The following is a 16479-nucleotide window of genomic DNA, read 5'->3' on the forward strand; positions in this document are numbered from 1 at the left end:
GTATTGTATCAGATTTCGCTTCCGTATAAGATGACAGAAGCCGGTAAAATATATGTATTGCATGCATACTTTAACGGAGATGATCGACTTTGAACAAATCTGCTTATGCGGCAGCTTTGCTCTATGCTTTTATCATTGGGTTTTCTTTTTTCTTTGTCAAATTGGCTCTCACTGCAGCGAATCCGGTCGATATTCTGGCCCATCGCTTTACGGTCGCTTTTTTGGCCGCGCTTTTTCCCCTTCTGCTTGGATGGGTAAAGATTGGCATCAGCATGAAAGATGCGCTGAAGGTACTGCCTTTAGCTTTATTTTATCCTGTCATGTTTTTTGCTTTTCAAGTGTTTGGGCTCGTCTACACGTCTTCGTCTGAAGCCGGCATCATTCAAGCGGCGATCCCGATCTTTACGATGATATTCGCCGCTTATTTTTTAAATGAACGGTTTACGAAGCGGCAATTCTTTTTCACCGTCTTGTCAGCGGCGGGGGTGGCCTGCATCTTTATGATGAAAAGCGCAGGCACCGGAAGCTCCGATTTGAGAGGGGCGGCGCTGATTTTGCTTTCGGCGCTTTCATCGGCGGGCTACAGTGTGCTCGCGAGAAAGATGACACGCACCTTCAATTCGCTTGAATTAACATATGTGACCACTGGTGCGGGATTTCTCTTTTTCAACGGCATCGCCGGGATCAGTCACATGGCAGACGGCACGCTGAGCGGATTTTTTGCTCCCTTCACTGATCCGGTGTTTATTCTTTCGGTTTTGTATTTGGGCGTGTTGTCATCGTTTGCGACATCATTTTTATCTAATTATGCTCTCTCAAAAATAGAAGCTGCGAAAATCAGCATGTTTAATCATCTGGCGACACTGGTGACGATTTTGGCTGGGATCATATGGCTGGGAGAATCACTTGAATGGTTTCACTTCGCAGGAACGGGGATGATTATTGCCGGACTGATCGGAGCGACGATGGTCAGGCCGGAAAGTCGGCTGAAAAAAGGCTAAAAAACGGAAAATCGGCTGTTTCAACACACCGATTTTCCGTTTTTCTTTATATTGCCGGGCGGGGCCTCCTTGCGGCTGGCCGCGGCAATCGTTTTGATCTTCGCGGCTACTTGTTCCGTTTTTGCTAAAAGATACATATGGCCGCCTTTGAAATAGTGGAAATCGATCGTACGCGCCCACTTTTTCCAGCCATGCGCATCCTTCATGCATTTCTCATCGCGATCTCCGTTCAGGATATGAACAGGCGACATGAGCGGCGTATGATCCGTATGGCAGAACGTCTCAAGCGCTCTGTAGTCCGCTCTGAATGACGGCAGGAAAAAGTTCATGACTTCCCTGTTATCTTTCAGTTGTTGGGGTATTCCGCCAAGCTGGATGAGATGGTCGAGAAATGCGTCATCATTTTTGTGAGACACTTTTTGCCGCTGAATATGAGGCGGCTGAATCGCTGAAATCACCGCAGCTGCCGGAAAGATGCCTTCTTGTTCAAGCTTTTGCGTCAACCTGTAAACAACCATCCCGCCCATGCTGTGGCCGAACAGTACGAATGGAGCGGAGAGCCTCGGCTTGAGCGCCGCTATATACAGATCGACGAGTTCTTCCAAATTGTCGACAAACGCCATTCGATTTGTTCCGTGTCCAGGCGGTTCGATGGCCAGTACTTCAAAATCTGCTTTTAAATGTTCATAAAGCGGTCCGAATGATGCCGAATATCCCCCGGCAAACGGGAAACAGATCAACTGCGTGCCGCCTGCCGGCGCTCCAAACTGCTTAATGATCTCGTTCATTTATCATGCACCCCCGATTACAGCGGCACGTTCGCCCAAAATCTGTCTGATCAGATCTGCATTGGTTTTGACAAAGACGTCCGCGAGCATTTCATCATGTCTTCCAGCACCTTGATATTCATCATAAGAAGACTCCGTTCCTTCTTTCCACGTCGAAAGCCATTCCGGGAGCGGTTTCGCGTGCTCTGATTTGATCAAGTGAATCTCGCAGCTGACCGTTCCTTGATGGACAAGGTTAACAAAGTAAGAATAATAGGCTGCCATCTTTTTGGCGATGCCATCGGCAACCGTCTTGATTTTCATATATTCATTGTCCTTGTTGGCTTCCATCAGAGCAGCTGTATCAGCTTCAATTGACCGCCCTTCTAAATCGCTGACACCGTTCTTCATATATGAATCGATCATCAGCAGCTTTTCGACTTTCCGCCCGTTCTTTTCGAGTGTTTGCGCCACTTCAAAGGCGAGTCCGCAGCCGGCCGAATAGCCGATCAATGTCAGCGGCCCTTCTGGCTGAAGGCCGGAGATGGCTTCTGCGTAGCGCACGGCGCGGTCATCGCTTTCTATAAAGTCAAACGCATGAATCTTATATTCCGGCATTTGTTCGGCCAGTTTGCCGTACACGATGCCATAGCCGAGGACAGGTGGGAATGCGAACAAATGGCGGGTGCTTTCCTGATTGAAGACGGTTTTTTTCACGTCATCCGCATGTCCGCCCTGGTCGATATAAGCCGCGAGGCCCTCGATTGTGGGCATTTCAAACAACACATTCACCGGAACATCGATGGCGAGGTCTTTCAGCATCCGGGAGGTGACAGCCATAGCTTTCAATGAATGTCCCCCGATTTCAAAAAAGTTCTCGTCTATTCCAATCTGCTGTCTGCCGAGAACCTCAGACCAAATGATCGCAAGCTTTTCTTCCGTCATATTGCGAGGTGCACGGTGCTCTGTTGGATTCGGCCGGCCATCTGCTTCAGGAAGAAGGCGGCGGTTGACTTTTCCGTTTGCGGTGAGCGGCAGCTCTTCAAGCATGATATATGCATCCGGCACCATGTAAGCCGGGAGATTCCGAGCCAGTTGGCGGCGAACCTCCTCGTTCGAAACCACAGCTCCCCGCACCGGGACGACATAGGCGGTGAGCGCCGCATCCCCATTCCCGCTTTTCTTGGCGATTACAACGGCTTCCTTTACGCCTTGACAGCGCATCAGCTCCTCTTCGATTTCACCGAGCTCAATTCGGTGGCCGCGGATTTTCACTTGATCATCGATCCGGCCGATGAAGTCGATATTGCCGTCCGGCAGCCAGCGGGCCAGATCCCCTGTCCTGTACATCGTTTCACCGCTGTTGAACGGATGCGGCGCGAATTTTTCCGCAGTCAGTTCCGGCCTGTTTAAATAGCCGCGCGATACCCCTGTACCGCTCAGACACAATTCACCTACCGCTCCAATCGGTTGAAGCCGGTTATTTTCCGTCAGAATGTATGCATTGGTTTCGTTTATCGGCTTGCCGATCGGAATGGAAACCGCGCTGTCCTCAATGCGGTTGACCGGATAGAACGTCGCGAAGACGGTCGTTTCCGTCGGCCCGTATACATGAATGATCCTGTCCGGTCCCATGGCGGCAAATGCTTTCTTGACATGGCTGACAGATGAGCGCTCTCCGCCGAACAGAACTTTGCGAATCCCTTTCATCCACTCTGTTCCCGCATCGACCAGGAGGTTGAACAGCGCCGTTGTCACAAACATGACCGTGATGTTTTCCTTCTGAATCGTTTCTGTCAGCTTGCCGATATGGAGAATCGTCGCCTGATCGGCCACTACCAGCTTTGCTCCGTTTAAAAGCGCGCCGTACACATCAAATGTGAAGCCGTCAAACGCATAGTTTGAAAGGGACAGCAAGGTGTCTTTCTCGGAAAGGCTGATGTAGTTTGTCTCTTTTACAACTCTTGTAATATTGGCATGGGTCGTCAGATTGCCTTTCGGTTTTCCCGTTGTGCCTGACGTATACATGATATAAGCAAGGTCGTCCGGTTCGGCGGCAATTTCAAGGTTTCGCCCGCTTTCTGCAGACACCGCCGGATCGTCGATCAAGATCGTATTCTGATGAAAAGAAAGCGACGCCGCCTGTCCGGCAAGCTCTTCTTGTGTCAACATGCAAACAGCCCCGCTGTCCTCCAGCATATACTGAATTCGCGCTTCAGGATATTCCGGGTCAATCGGCAGATAGGCGCCCCCTGCTTTTAAGACGGCGAGTATCGCGATGACCATTTCCGGCGAACGGCGGAACAAAAGAGCGACAGGTTCGCCGCGGCCGACGTTCTTTTTGCGCAAAAGATGCGCGACCTTGTTCGCCTGTTCGTTCAATTCCCGATATGTCAGCGTCCGCCCGGCCGCTGATACCGCGGGTTGTTCCGGGAGCGCTTCAGCACATTGCTCAAACCGTTGCGGGATCGTCAGCCCGGTTTGCTTCCGTTGGACTTGGCCGTTAAATTCATGGAGAAGGCGCTCTTTTTCCTTTTTGGATACGACACAAATGTCGTCAAGCGGCTGCTCCGGATTTGTGATGATCTCGCGAATAGCTGTCAATAGCTGTTCTTTTAGCTGCAAGATGAAAGATGGTTCGAAGACATTCCTGTTGTATGCGAGTTTCAGCAGCATTTCTTCCCCCGGTGAGGCGAGCAAATTCAGATCATAATTCGATTTTTCAAAAACGGTGATATCATCCATTGTGAAGCCGAGATTTTTTTCTTCGTGCTGTTTGTTGGCTTCTTGCAGCGGATAATTTTCAAAAACGATAATGTGGTCGATCAAGTTCGGCGCTGCTATATGACTTTGGATATCATAGAGCGGCATATATTGATGCGGCTCAGCTTCAAGCGCCTGCTTCTGCAATTCAGCGACCAGCTCTGTAAAGGTCGTTTGCGCGCCAAAGGTTACCCGTTTCGGGACGACATTGATAAACAAACCGACCATGTGCTCGACACCTTGAATGTCAGCGGGGCGGCCTGACACAACTGTACCGAAGATCAGATCGCGGGATCGCTGATAGCGGCTGAGCAGCACCGACCACACCGCCTGAAGAGCCGTGCTCAACGTGGTATGATGCGCTTTTGCAAGCTGTGTGAACACTTCTGTATCTTCTTTTGGAAGTGTAAACAGCAGTTCTTCCGGCTGATTGCCGGCTTGCTCCGGTTTTTTCCGCTGTTCGCTGAATGTCGTCTGCCCTTCGAATCCGGCTAAATGATGTTCCCAGTAAGCCAGCGATCTTTGTTTGTCCTGACTTTCGAGCCATTTAATATAGTCTTTGTAAGGTTTGACGGGCCCGAGGCTGTATAGCCTGTTTTCGCGGAGCGCGTTGTACACTTCAAACAGTTCCTGTACGACGATCCCGAAGCACCATCCGTCCAGAAGAATATGATGATAGCTCCACACCCATTCGTAACGGTCCTGTCCCTTTTTAAAAACCGCGGTTCTCATCGGAATGTCTTTTGAGAGGTTAAACCCTTTTTCTTTATCTTTTCGTTTATAATCTTCGATTCTCTCATTTTGTTCTGCTTCAGAAAGTCCTGATAGATCAATTTCTTCTGCCTGAAACGACCTTTCCTTTAAAACGACTTGAACCGGACGTTTCATTTTTTCATGAACGAAAACGGTTCGGAATATATCATACCTGCCGATGATGACATTCATGCTTTTTTCCAATATATCTTTTTGAAAAGAGCCTTTCACCTGCATGCTGATTTGTTCAATATAAAAGCTTTGTCCCGGATGCAGCAGCGTATGAAAAAGCATCCCTTCCTGCATCGGCGACAAATAGTATATGTCCTGGACATGTTCTTTTTTGAACTGGCTCAAAATCGTATCCCCCTTTCATAGGCTCGCCCGCTTAACAAGCGGGCAAGTCCTCGGTGTTTATTTCAAGTTTTCTTCAAGAACGTCAAACAGGTCGCCCATTTCTTCCATCTCAAGATCGCCGGCAGAAAAATCACTCGGTGTAAATTCGCGCTCCTCTTTAGCTGTACAATGATCGATCAATGCCGTTAGGGAAGCTTTGAATCTGTCCATCAGCCCTTGTACGGTCTGTCTGTCATATTCCTCTGTATTGAATGAACATGACAAGATGAATTTTTCCTTGCTGATGATGCCGCTGAAGCTCAGCGCATAGAGCGCTTCAGACCTTTCAGAAACCTGTCTGCCCATATCATAAGAAGAAGGTCCGAAGAAATCGGTCTGCACCTCCCTGTCGATCTGCCCCAGGTAGTTAAAGCTGATGTCAGGCTTGATCGAGAAATCGGCACCGGCTTTTTTCCGGTCTGTTAAGTAGCGAAGGATGCCGTAGCCGATTCCTTTGTCAGGAATGCGCCGAAGGGTTTCTTTGACGTTTTTAATGGTCTCAGGCAATCCTGCCGCTGCTTCGCTTTTTAAAATAACCGGATATTGCGCGGTAAACCATCCCGCCGTTCTCGAAATATTCATCCCCGGAATAATTTCCTCCCTGCCGTGCCCTTCCATATTGATGCAAATATTGGAGCCGTTCGTCCATTCTCTGATTGTCAGGCTGAGGGCGGAAAGCAGGATGTCGTTGATATCCGTTCCATACGGCTCATGCACTTTCGTCAGCAGCAGACGCGTCTCCGCTTCGCTTAATTCAAACGTAACTGCAGAAGTGTTTTCCGCTTTTCTTTCTGCGGCAGCCCGATCTTTCGGCAGCTCGCAAATGCGCTCTTGTTCAAGTCTGCGCCAATAATCGGCCGTTTTAAGAAAGCGTTCGGTTTGTGCATATGCCTCAAGCTCTTTTGCCCAATCTTTAAACGAATTGGTTTTGTCGGGGAAGACAATGTCATGCTGCTGTGCGGCTTGCGAGTAGCCTGATGCAAAGTCTTCCAGCAGAATTCGCCATGACACGCCGTCGATCACCAAATGGTGAATGACGATCAGCAAATGGTCGCCTTCCGCAGTCTGATACTGTTCTGCCTTTACAAGCGGCCCGTTTTCGAGATCAAGGCTTGCCTGAAGACGGTTTGCCTGGGCGGCGATTTCCGTTTCAATGTCAGTGACATATCGAAGGTCAACCACTCGAAAGGCGAACGAACGGTCGCCCGGCCCGCGGTTATACTGAATGAGGCGGCCGTTTTTCTTTTGATACACCATGCGCAATGCATCATGATGCTCTGTCAATGCCGCCAATGTCTGTTCAACGAGCTCCGGGTCAAACCCTGAAGGCGCGTGAAGCATAACCGACTGATTCCAGTGATGCTCGTTCGTAAATTTGCGTTCAAAGAACCAGCGCTGAATCGGCGTCAATGTGACTTCCCCTTCGACAGGTCCTTGATTGATCGGTTTAGCATCGGCCCATTCAATATACGAACTGATCTCTCCGATCGTCGGGTGCTGAAACAAGTCCTTCATCTCCAGCTTCCACCCGTGCTGCTGAAGCCGGCTTGCCATTTGAATTCCTTTGATCGAGTCTCCGCCGAGCGCGAAGAAATTGTCTGTGATCCCGATTCGGTCTATACCGAGAACCTCCTGCCAAATGTCCGCCAACAGCTGTTCCGTTTCTGTAAGCGGCGCTTTGTATTCGGCTGTCTGCGCTTCGACGTCAGGCTGAGGCAGCGCCCTTCGGTCGACTTTTCCATTCGCCGTAACCGGGAGCTCATCAAGCTGCACCCAGAATGACGGTACCATATAGTCCGGGAGCGTCTGCGCCAGCTTCCGGGCGAGGCTTTCTGTATCAAGCTGTTCATTCGCAACGACATAGCCGCACAGCGCTTTGTTGCCGCAGGCGTCTTCGATGTCGGTGACGACGGCTTCCTGCACTTCAGAGAGCCGCGCGAGCTGGACTTCGATTTCAGAAAGTTCGATCCGGAAGCCGCGGATTTTCACCTGCTGGTCGATTCGGCCGATGTACTCAAGCCGTCCATCTTCCAGCCATTTGACCGCGTCCCCCGTCCGGTACATGCGCTCGCCCGGCACAAACGGGTCTTCCGTAAAACGCTTCGCCGTTTCCTCTGGCTTGTTCAGATAGCCGCGCGCAAGCCCGCGGCCGGCGATGCACAGCTCACCCGCGACACCGACGGGCTGGACTTCGTTGTTTTGTCCTAGCACATACACCCGCGTATTGGCGATCGGCTTTCCGATTGAAAGCATTCCTTCATCAGGATCAATCGCCGCGCTCGTCGCGACGACCGTGTTTTCCGTCGGTCCATAGTTGTTGACGAGCGTGTAGGAGCGTTTTGCGATCCGTTTCAGCTTGTCTCCGCCCGTAAGCAGCACGCGCAGCGACTGGTTGTCCAGCTCCATGAACTGTTCGCACAACTGTGTCGGCAGGAACGTGATCGTTATTTTGTTCTCTTCAAAGTATTGATTTAAGCGCGTAATATCCATTCGGATCGCTTCATCAATGATGTGAAGCTCCGCTCCGGCGATCCAATACGGGAACATCTCCCAGACGGAAGCGTCAAAGCCGAAGCCGGCATATTTCGCGCTTTTGTCGTGTTCGGTGACCTTAAAGGCGTCATTATGCCAATAACACAAGTTTACGAGCGACCGGTGTTCGACCATGACGCCTTTCGGCTGGCCGGTCGTGCCCGATGTGTAGATCAAGTAGGCCAGGTTGTCAGACTGAGCTTGCGCGTTTGGATTCATGTCATCCTCTGGATAAAGCTCGCCGTCCAGAATGGAGCCTTCTCTATTCAAATCGATCACGTCTCCGGTAAATGTGTCTGGCACCGTTAATCCGCTTTGCGTCAAAAGCAGCTCTGCTCCGCTGTCTTTCAGCACGTATCCGATCCGCTCGGCCGGATAGCTAGGATCGATCGGCACATAGGCCGCTCCCGCTTTCAAAATTCCGAGCACGCCAGCGGCCATTTCAAGCGAAGGCTTGACCATGATCCCGATCCGCTGTTCAGGGCGGGCCCCTTTTTCGATCAGCAGCCGAGCCAGGCGGTTCGCCCGCGCGTTCAGCTCTTTGTATGTCCACTCCACGCCGTTGTACACCGCTGCCCCGCGGTCAGGCGTGCGGAGGACTTGCGCTTCGAACAGCTCATGGACCGTTTTGTCCTCCGGCACATCAAGCTTCGTCTCATTCCAATTTTGAACGATCCGCCGTTTTTCCGCTTCATCCAGAAGCGAAAGCTCTGAAAGGCGGGCATCCGGGTTTTCGGCAACCGCTTCGAGCAGGTTAAGCAAATATCCGCTCCAGCGTTCAATCGTTTGTTTCTGAAACAAATCTGTTGCATATTCGAACTGAAGGCCGATTTCATGATCTTTTTCAAAAGCCCCCAGTGTCAGGTCGAACTTGGCAGCAGCATGTGAAATCTCATACGGCTTGATTGTCAGACCGTCTAAATCGAGCGTCTCTTTATCAGGATCTTCCGTTGTCAGCATGACATTGAACAGCGGATTCCGGCTCATATCGCGCGGCAAATCAAGCTTGGCGATCAGCTCTTCAAACGGATAGTCCTGATGGTCGAGGGCTGCGAGGCTGTTGTTTTTGACCTCTTCCAAAAACTCGCTGAATGATGCTTGATCAGGTACATGGTTTTTCAGCGCCAACGAATTGACGAACATCCCCGGCATGTCTTTCAGATCAGCATTCGTTCTGCCCGCTGCCGCTGTACCGACGACAATATCCTTTTGGCCGGCAAGGCGGCTTAAAAACAGGTTAAAAACGGCGAGCATCACAATATTCAGCGTCGTGTTCGTTTCCGCCGTCAAACGGCGGATTTTAAGGGCGGCGTCTTTTGATGCTTTAAAGCGAACCCGGTCACCGGCAAAGCTTTGGACAGGAGGACGCGGAAAGTCGAGCGGAAGGCTGAGTTCCGGAACGCTTTCCTTAAACTGACGGAGCCAGAAATCTTCCTGTTTCCGAATGTTTTCTTGCTGGTCAGGTTCTTGCTGCCACACCGCATAATCCTTGTAGTGCAGCTTCGGCTCAGGGAGCGAAGCGCCTTTATAAAGCTGAGCGATTTCTTTGACGAAAAGGCTTCTGGAAACGCCGTCCGCAATAATATGATGTGTATCAATCAAAAGCAGATGGCGCGTAGAGCTGATGGAAAGCAACTCGGCTCTGATCAGCGGAGCGGTGCTGAGATCAAACGGTCTGATAAAGCGGTTGATTTCCGCTTCTGCGTCCTCTTCACGAATATGAATAACCTTTAAGTCAATGTCCGCTTTTTCATGCACAATTTGAACGGTACGGCCATCGATTTCAATAAATGCGGTTCGCAATGATTCATGGCGGTTCACCAAGTCGGCGAACGCCCGTCTTAAACGATCCGTATCAAGCACGCCTTCCATCATGAGAACAGACGGCATGTTGTAGCCCGTTCCGTTCTTTTCAAAATGGTGGAGGGCATACATCCGTTGCTGAGCGGATGAAACCGGATACCAGTCGCGTTTTTCGGCAGGCTGAATCGCGCTTTGTTGTGACTGTCCTTCGGATGCTTCAATACTGCGGGCGAGCAAGCCGGCGGTCGGACAAGCGAACAACGTTTTTAGCGGTACTTTTTTTCCGAGCCTGGATTGGATTTCCGCTATCAGCATCATACCTTTTAATGAATGTCCGCCAAGATCGAAGAAATTGTCGTCAAGTCCGACCTTCTGAACGCCAAGCACCTCTTCCCAAATGCCGCAGAGGGCTTTTTCAATTTCGGTTGACGGCGCTCTATACGAATCGCTTCGTCCGTTTAGACCTTGCGGCTCCGGGAGTGCGCGGCGGTACACTTTTCCGTTTGCCGAAAGCGGCATTTTATCCACCGTTACGAAGTATGACGGGATCATGTACGACGGCAGCCGCTCGGAAAGACGCTCTCTCAGTTCGGAAACCGGCAGCTGTCGTTTCGCTTGAATATAAGCGCACAATTCGTCTAACCCCGAGTCAGTCGTAAAGGAAAGAACGATAGCCCGCTCTATATCATCAAGCTCGTTAAAGGCTTCTTCGATTTCTTTCAATTCGATTCTGTAGCCGCGGATTTTCACCTGATCATCCGTCCGCCCCAAAAATTCAATCTCTCCATTCGGAAGACGGCGGACGAGATCCCCTGTCCGGTACATGAATGTGCCCGGCGTGTAAGGATTTTCGACAAACTTCGCAGCCGTGAGTTCCCGGTTGTTCACATATCCTCTTGCAAGCCCGCTTCCCGTTATATACAGCTCGCCTGCTGCTCCGGCGGGAACAAGCCGGCGGGAGGCGTCTAATACCAGTGCTCCGGCGCCCGAAATCGGCCGTCCAATCGTCGGACGCTCGGCGAATTGTCCGATCATGTCCGGCTCGACCGGTTTAGCGATTGCTCCGATCGTCGTTTCCGTCGGACCGTAATGATTGATGAATCTGGTGTCCGGATAGCGGGAATGAAACCGCTCGACATCTTTCGGATTGATTTTTTCTCCCCCTAGTACAATTAGTCTCAATGACTGAAGCCCCTTTGCCAAAGCAAAGCTTTGCGGCTGAACGACCGTATGGAAAAGCGACGGCGTCAGCTTCATATATGTGATCCCTTGTTCACCGATATAATGAGTAAATGCCTCCGGTTCTGTATACGTTTCTTTCGGGACGATATGCAGCTCTCCTCCGGCAAGCAGCACCGGGAAAAAGCTCGTGTATCCGAGATCGAACGCATAGGAAGACAAAAGCATCGTTTTATCCGAAGCTGACAGGTGCGCCTCACTGATAAACCAGGAAACATAGTTTGCCAGATTCCGGTGTTCGAGCTGAACACCTTTCGGCCGGCCAGTCGTTCCGGATGTGTAGATGATGTACGCCAAACTCGCTCCGTCCGTAGTTGGATGCGGCCGTTTATTACTTGCCATCAGCGTGTCTTTTCTGACATCTATCAGTCTCCCGGTATACCAATCTGCGAGATCCGCTTGATGGGAAGGTTCTGTTAAGAGCCAGCGTACTCCGCTGTCTTCCAGCATATATTGCACCCTGCTCGTCGGCATTTCCGGATCAATCGGCAAAAAAGCGCCTCCTGATTTCATTACACCTAGAATCGCTGCGGCGACCTCTGCAGAACGATTCAGCATAATGCCGACAACATCGTCTTTTCCGACGCCTTCACTGCGCAGCACATTTGCGATCTGATTTGCTTTTTCGTCGAGCACGCGGTATGTGAGGATCGTTTCCCCGCAGACAACGGCCGGCTGATCAGGCATTTCGTCCGCCTTTTCTTCAAACTGTACATGAAACGGCCGCTCCTCAAGGCGCTCCGCCTGGCTGCGCCTCGCTTCTTCGAGCAGAAGTGCGCGCTCTTTGACTGAAAGCAGTTCGATGTCCCTGAGCTTAATGCCGGGGTTTTCGCAGATTTTTTTAATCACATTTAAGAAGTGACCGCTCCAGCGCCTAATCGTTTCTTCTTTAAATAAGGATACGGCATAGTCAAAACTCAAACCGATTTCGCCATCATGCTCCACAGCCTCAAGCGACAGATCGAACTTCGCCGTGCGGTGACGCACCGAGTAAGACGAAATCTGCAAATCTCCGAGTTTCAGCGTCGGGACCTCCATGTTCTGCATGTTGAAAAAGACGCTGAACAGCGGATTTCGGCTTGTATCCCGCGGCAATGGCAGTTTTTCAATCAGTTCTTCAAGCGGATAATCCTGCTTGGCAAAGCCTTGAAGACTTGTCTCTTTGACTTCCTGCAAAAACTGCTTAAACGTTTTTTCTCCTTCAGGACGATTGCGGAGCGCCAGCGTATTGACAAACATGCCCGGAATGTTGTGCAAATCCGGATGGGTTCTGCCTGCCACGGGCGATCCGACGATCAAATCATCCTGTGACGCATACTTGGAAAGCAGGATATTAAATGCAGCCAACAGGAACATATAAAGTGTCGCATCAGCTTCAGAAAGCAGCTTTTGAATGTCTGCCGTCAGTTTTTGATCGATTCCGAAGACGACACGGTCACCTTCAAAGCTGCGTTTTGACGGCCGTGGAAAATCGTACGGCAGATCGAGAACAGGCAGCTCGCCTTTAAAAACGTCAAGCCAATACTGTTCTTGTTCTTTCAATTTCTCCTGATGCTCCGGTCCGTTTTGCCACACAGCGAAATCTTTATAGTGGAGCTTAGGGGCAGGCGCCTCTTCTCCGTGGTAGAAGCCGGCCAGGTCGCGAATCAGTATGCCGGTGGAGCTTCCGTCCGTAATAATATGGTGCATATCGATCATCAGCAGATGGCGTTTTTCTTCAAGCTTCACGAGCTCCGCCCTGACGAGCGGCGCCTTATTCAGCTCAAACGGCCGGATAAATTCTCTGATCGCCGCTTCGGCTTCCGCTTCTTCCGCCACTGATTCCGTCAGGTGAAAAACCGCGTCTTGATGGATGCTTTGAACGATTTCTCCATCGATTAATTCGAACGATGTCCGCAATGTTTCATGGCGGCCGATCAAAGCCCGAAACGAGGCTTCCAAACGCTCCTTATCTAATTCGCCTTCCAAAAGCAGAACCGCCGGCACATTGTAGCTCGTGCTTGCTTCTTCGAGCTGATTGAGGATGTACATGCGCCGTTGGGCGGACGAAACCGGGTAATTCGGACGGGATGGAGCCGGCGTAATCGAAGCGGTTTCCTCTTTTGTTTCTCCTTGAAGAAATTCGGCCAGCTCTCTGATCGTCGGTTTTTCAAATAATACTTTGATCGGCACCTCTTTTTGGAGCTGCTCTTGTATTTTGGCAGTCAGCATCATCGCCTTCAGCGAGTGTCCGCCGATGGAAAAGAAGTTGTCATCGATTCCCGGCTGCTTGATGCCGAGAATCTCTTCCCAGATTGCCGCCAGAATTTCCTCCGTTTCATTTTTTGGCGCTTCGAATCTAGCAGTCTCTTCAGCGATAGGAGCCGGAAGCTGACGTTTGTCAACCTTTCCGTTGGCTGTCAGCGGCATGCTGTCGAGTTCGATCAAATGAGCCGGAATCATATACTCCGGAAGCGACCGGGACAGCTCTGTCCGCAGCTGTGCGGCCGGCCTCGCGCCAACTGCAGTGTAATAGACGCAAATCTCGTTTTCTCCGGCGTTGTTTTCCCGAATGACAGCGGCCGCTTCTGAAATCCCCTCAAGGCGGGCTAAAGCCGCTTCAACCTCGCCTAATTCGATCCGGAAGCCGCGAACCTTCACTTGATGATCAATTCGGCCGAGGAATTCGATATTCCCGTCGGGAAGCCATTTTGCCAAGTCGCCCGTACGGTACATCCGCTTCCCTTCGGCAAAAGGATCGCCGACAAACTTTTCATCTGTCAACTCAGGCTGATTCAAGTAGCCGCGCGCCACCCCGTCTCCGCCGACACACAGTTCACCGGGCACGCCGATCGGCTGAAGCGAGCCGTGTTCATCAACGATATAGGCGGTTGAATTTCCGATCGGCTTTCCAATCGGGATCGTTCTCTCATATGCTTGATCGATCAAAAAACAGGTCGAAAATGTCGTATTTTCGGTGGGCCCGTATCCGTTCCAAAGCGACAGTTCCGGTGATTCGCGTTTGACTCTGTTGACGATTCCCGGAACAAGGGCATCTCCGCCGATAATCAGATCGTTCAAGGTTGCAAACATTCCCGGATCCTGCTGAGCAAGCTGATTGAAAAGAGGCGAAGTCAGCCACATTGTTGTGATTCCGGTTTCCTTCAGAAACATGTTGAACCTTTTTCCATCAAGGAGCGTCTCTTTCGGGACGGGATAAAGGGTTCCTCCGTTTAGCAGTGCGCCGAATACTTCAAATGTACTGGCATCAAAGCTGACAGCCCCTGTCTGCGCCATCTTCACGCCGCTCTTCAGCGGGATGCAGCCCGCATTTTTGACAAGGCGGACGATATTGCGGTGTTCGACCATAACGCCCTTCGGCCTGCCCGTCGATCCGGATGTATAAATGTAATAGGCAAGATCTTCGGGCTTGTTGACATGTTCAAGGTTGGCGGCATCTTCTTTTTCTGCATCCATCGCATTTACGGCGAGCACCTCATACCCTTCCAGCGAAATCTGCGTACTGTCTTTTGTAAGGACGATCTTTGACCCGCTGTCTTCGAGCAAAAAGCGAATCCGCTCTTCAGGATATCCGGGATCGATCGGCACGTACACGCCGCCTGCTTTCAGCACCGCCAGCATGCTGACGGCTGCTTCAAGCGACCGCTCCATCATAATGGCGGCGGCATTTCCGTGCATCAAGCCTTTAGCTTTCAGTCTTCTCGCGAGCTGATTGGCTTTCTCATTCAGCCTGCGGTAAGTCAGGCTTCTTCCGTCAGCGGCAACAGCCGTTTTGTCAGGAGACGCTTTAACCTGTTCTTCAAACAGCTCCGGGATCGTCTTTTCTCTTGGATAATCGGATTTTGTTTGATTAAAAGCGAGCAGCGTTTGTTGCTCCTGTTTTGATAACATGGCGGCGCTGGCTGCTTTTGACTCGGGATTTGCAATCGCCTCTTCTGCAAGTCTCGTTAAATGCCCGGCGGCCTGCTCAATGAAAGCCGCATCAAAAGCCGCACCGTTGTATTTCAATTTGATCGTCCACTCAGCTCCCGGATAAACGATCAAATTAAAGTCGTAATTCGTTTGTTCAAAAGCTCCGGCAGCCTTGATGGAAAAGCCGAGCCTCTCATGAATCGTTCCGTTTTCAAGCTCCTTATCAAGCGGATAGTTCTCAAACGCGACAAGATGGCTGATCAAGCGGCCGTCCAATGCCGACCGCTTTTGAATCTCATAGAGCGGTAGGTAGTCGTACCGCTCCGCGTAAATCGCATGCTGCTGTGCTTGTTTGAACAGCTCGGCAAACGATGCGTTTTGATCGACCTTTAAACGGACAGGGATCGTGTTGATGAATAGCCCTGCCATATGCTCGATTCCGTCAATTTCCGACGGGCGCCCGGACACAACCGTGCCGAACACCACATCATCGGTTCTGTTATATTTGGCAAGAACCGCTCCCCAAATCGCCTGAAAAAGGTTGGGAGCTGTGACATGATAGCGGTTTGCCGCCTGTTGAAGGGCATCCACCATATTCTTGTCCCAAACAAACGTAAACTCCTCGTTCCGGTACGATTCTGAATCCGGCCGCGGTTTGCCGCCGGGAATGACGCTCGGACTTTCTAAACCCGAAAGGCGGTGTTCCCAGTAGGATGCCGCTTCACCCTTATCCTGCCGGCCGAGCCATTTAATATAGTCCGCATACGGTTTTCCCTGATCAAGCGGAACCGTCCGGTTTGCTCGAAACGCTTCATAGTTTTGAAAAAGGCGTTTCATTAATATCCCCATGCTCCAGCCGTCCATCACGATATGATGGTTGCTCCAGACGAGAAGGTACTTATTCCGGTCAAGCCGAAAGACCGCCGTTTTAAACAGCATGTCTTTCGCCAAATTAAACCCGGCAGCCTGTACCTCTTGTTTATACCGGTCAATGCGGTTTGTTTGCCTTTCCTCATCCAAGTCCGCAAGATCCTCAAATTCCACTATTGCCTGCCGTTCAGCCAGGACAACCTGGCGCGGTTTTTGCAATTGCTGGTGAACAAAAACCGTTCTGAGAATATCGTATGAACGCACGAGCTGATTCACGCTTTTTTCAAAGATCCCCAAATCAAATTCCCCGTCTATGAATAGCTCCAGCTGTGTGAAGTAAGAGGAAGATTCCGGATCAAGCATTGCGTGGTACAGCATCCCTTCCTGCATCGGTGTCAAAGGATACACCTTTTGAATCTTTTGTTTCCCCATAAGGCACCTCG

Annotated in this window: 4 protein-coding genes; 1 reads left to right on the forward strand and 3 read right to left on the reverse strand. The window is 50.9% G+C overall.

Annotated elements, in window-relative coordinates:
* Nucleotides 1-89 precede the first annotated feature (89 nt).
* Nucleotides 90-1001, forward strand: a complete 912-nt coding sequence (locus M1E06_RS19600) for a DMT family transporter (protein WP_020450109.1) — start codon at nt 90-92, stop codon at nt 999-1001.
* A gap of 20 nt (nt 1002-1021) precedes the next feature.
* On the opposite strand, the gene licTE is transcribed toward M1E06_RS19600, so the two are convergent.
* The 3 genes from licTE to licB are packed head-to-tail and all read right to left on the reverse strand — an operon-like array spanning nt 1022 to nt 16468.
* Entirely contained in the window at nt 1022-1789 is a 768-nt protein-coding gene (licTE, locus tag M1E06_RS19605; RefSeq protein ID WP_020450108.1) for a lichenysin biosynthesis thioesterase LicTE, read from the reverse strand.
* 3 nt (nt 1790-1792) lie between these two features.
* On the reverse strand, nt 1793-5641 hold the full coding sequence (gene licC, locus M1E06_RS19610) for a lichenysin non-ribosomal peptide synthetase LicC (RefSeq protein ID WP_043054052.1): 3849 nt from the start codon (nt 5639-5641) through the stop codon (nt 1793-1795).
* 57 nt (nt 5642-5698) lie between these two features.
* Nucleotides 5699-16468, reverse strand: coding sequence for a lichenysin non-ribosomal peptide synthetase LicB (licB, locus tag M1E06_RS19615; protein ID WP_096747879.1), 10770 nt, complete (start codon nt 16466-16468; stop codon nt 5699-5701).
* Nucleotides 16469-16479 lie beyond the last annotated feature (11 nt).

The sequence above is a fragment of the Bacillus sp. AK124 genome (genome assembly GCF_053903085.1).

Coding starts and splice junctions, on each gene's coding strand:
- licTE (WP_020450108.1), bottom strand. CDS start 1,789: ATGAACGAGATCATTAAGCAGTTTGGAGCGCCGGCAGGCGGCACGCAG.
- licB (WP_096747879.1), bottom strand. CDS start 16,468: ATGGGGAAACAAAAGATTCAAAAGGTGTATCCTTTGACACCGATGCAG.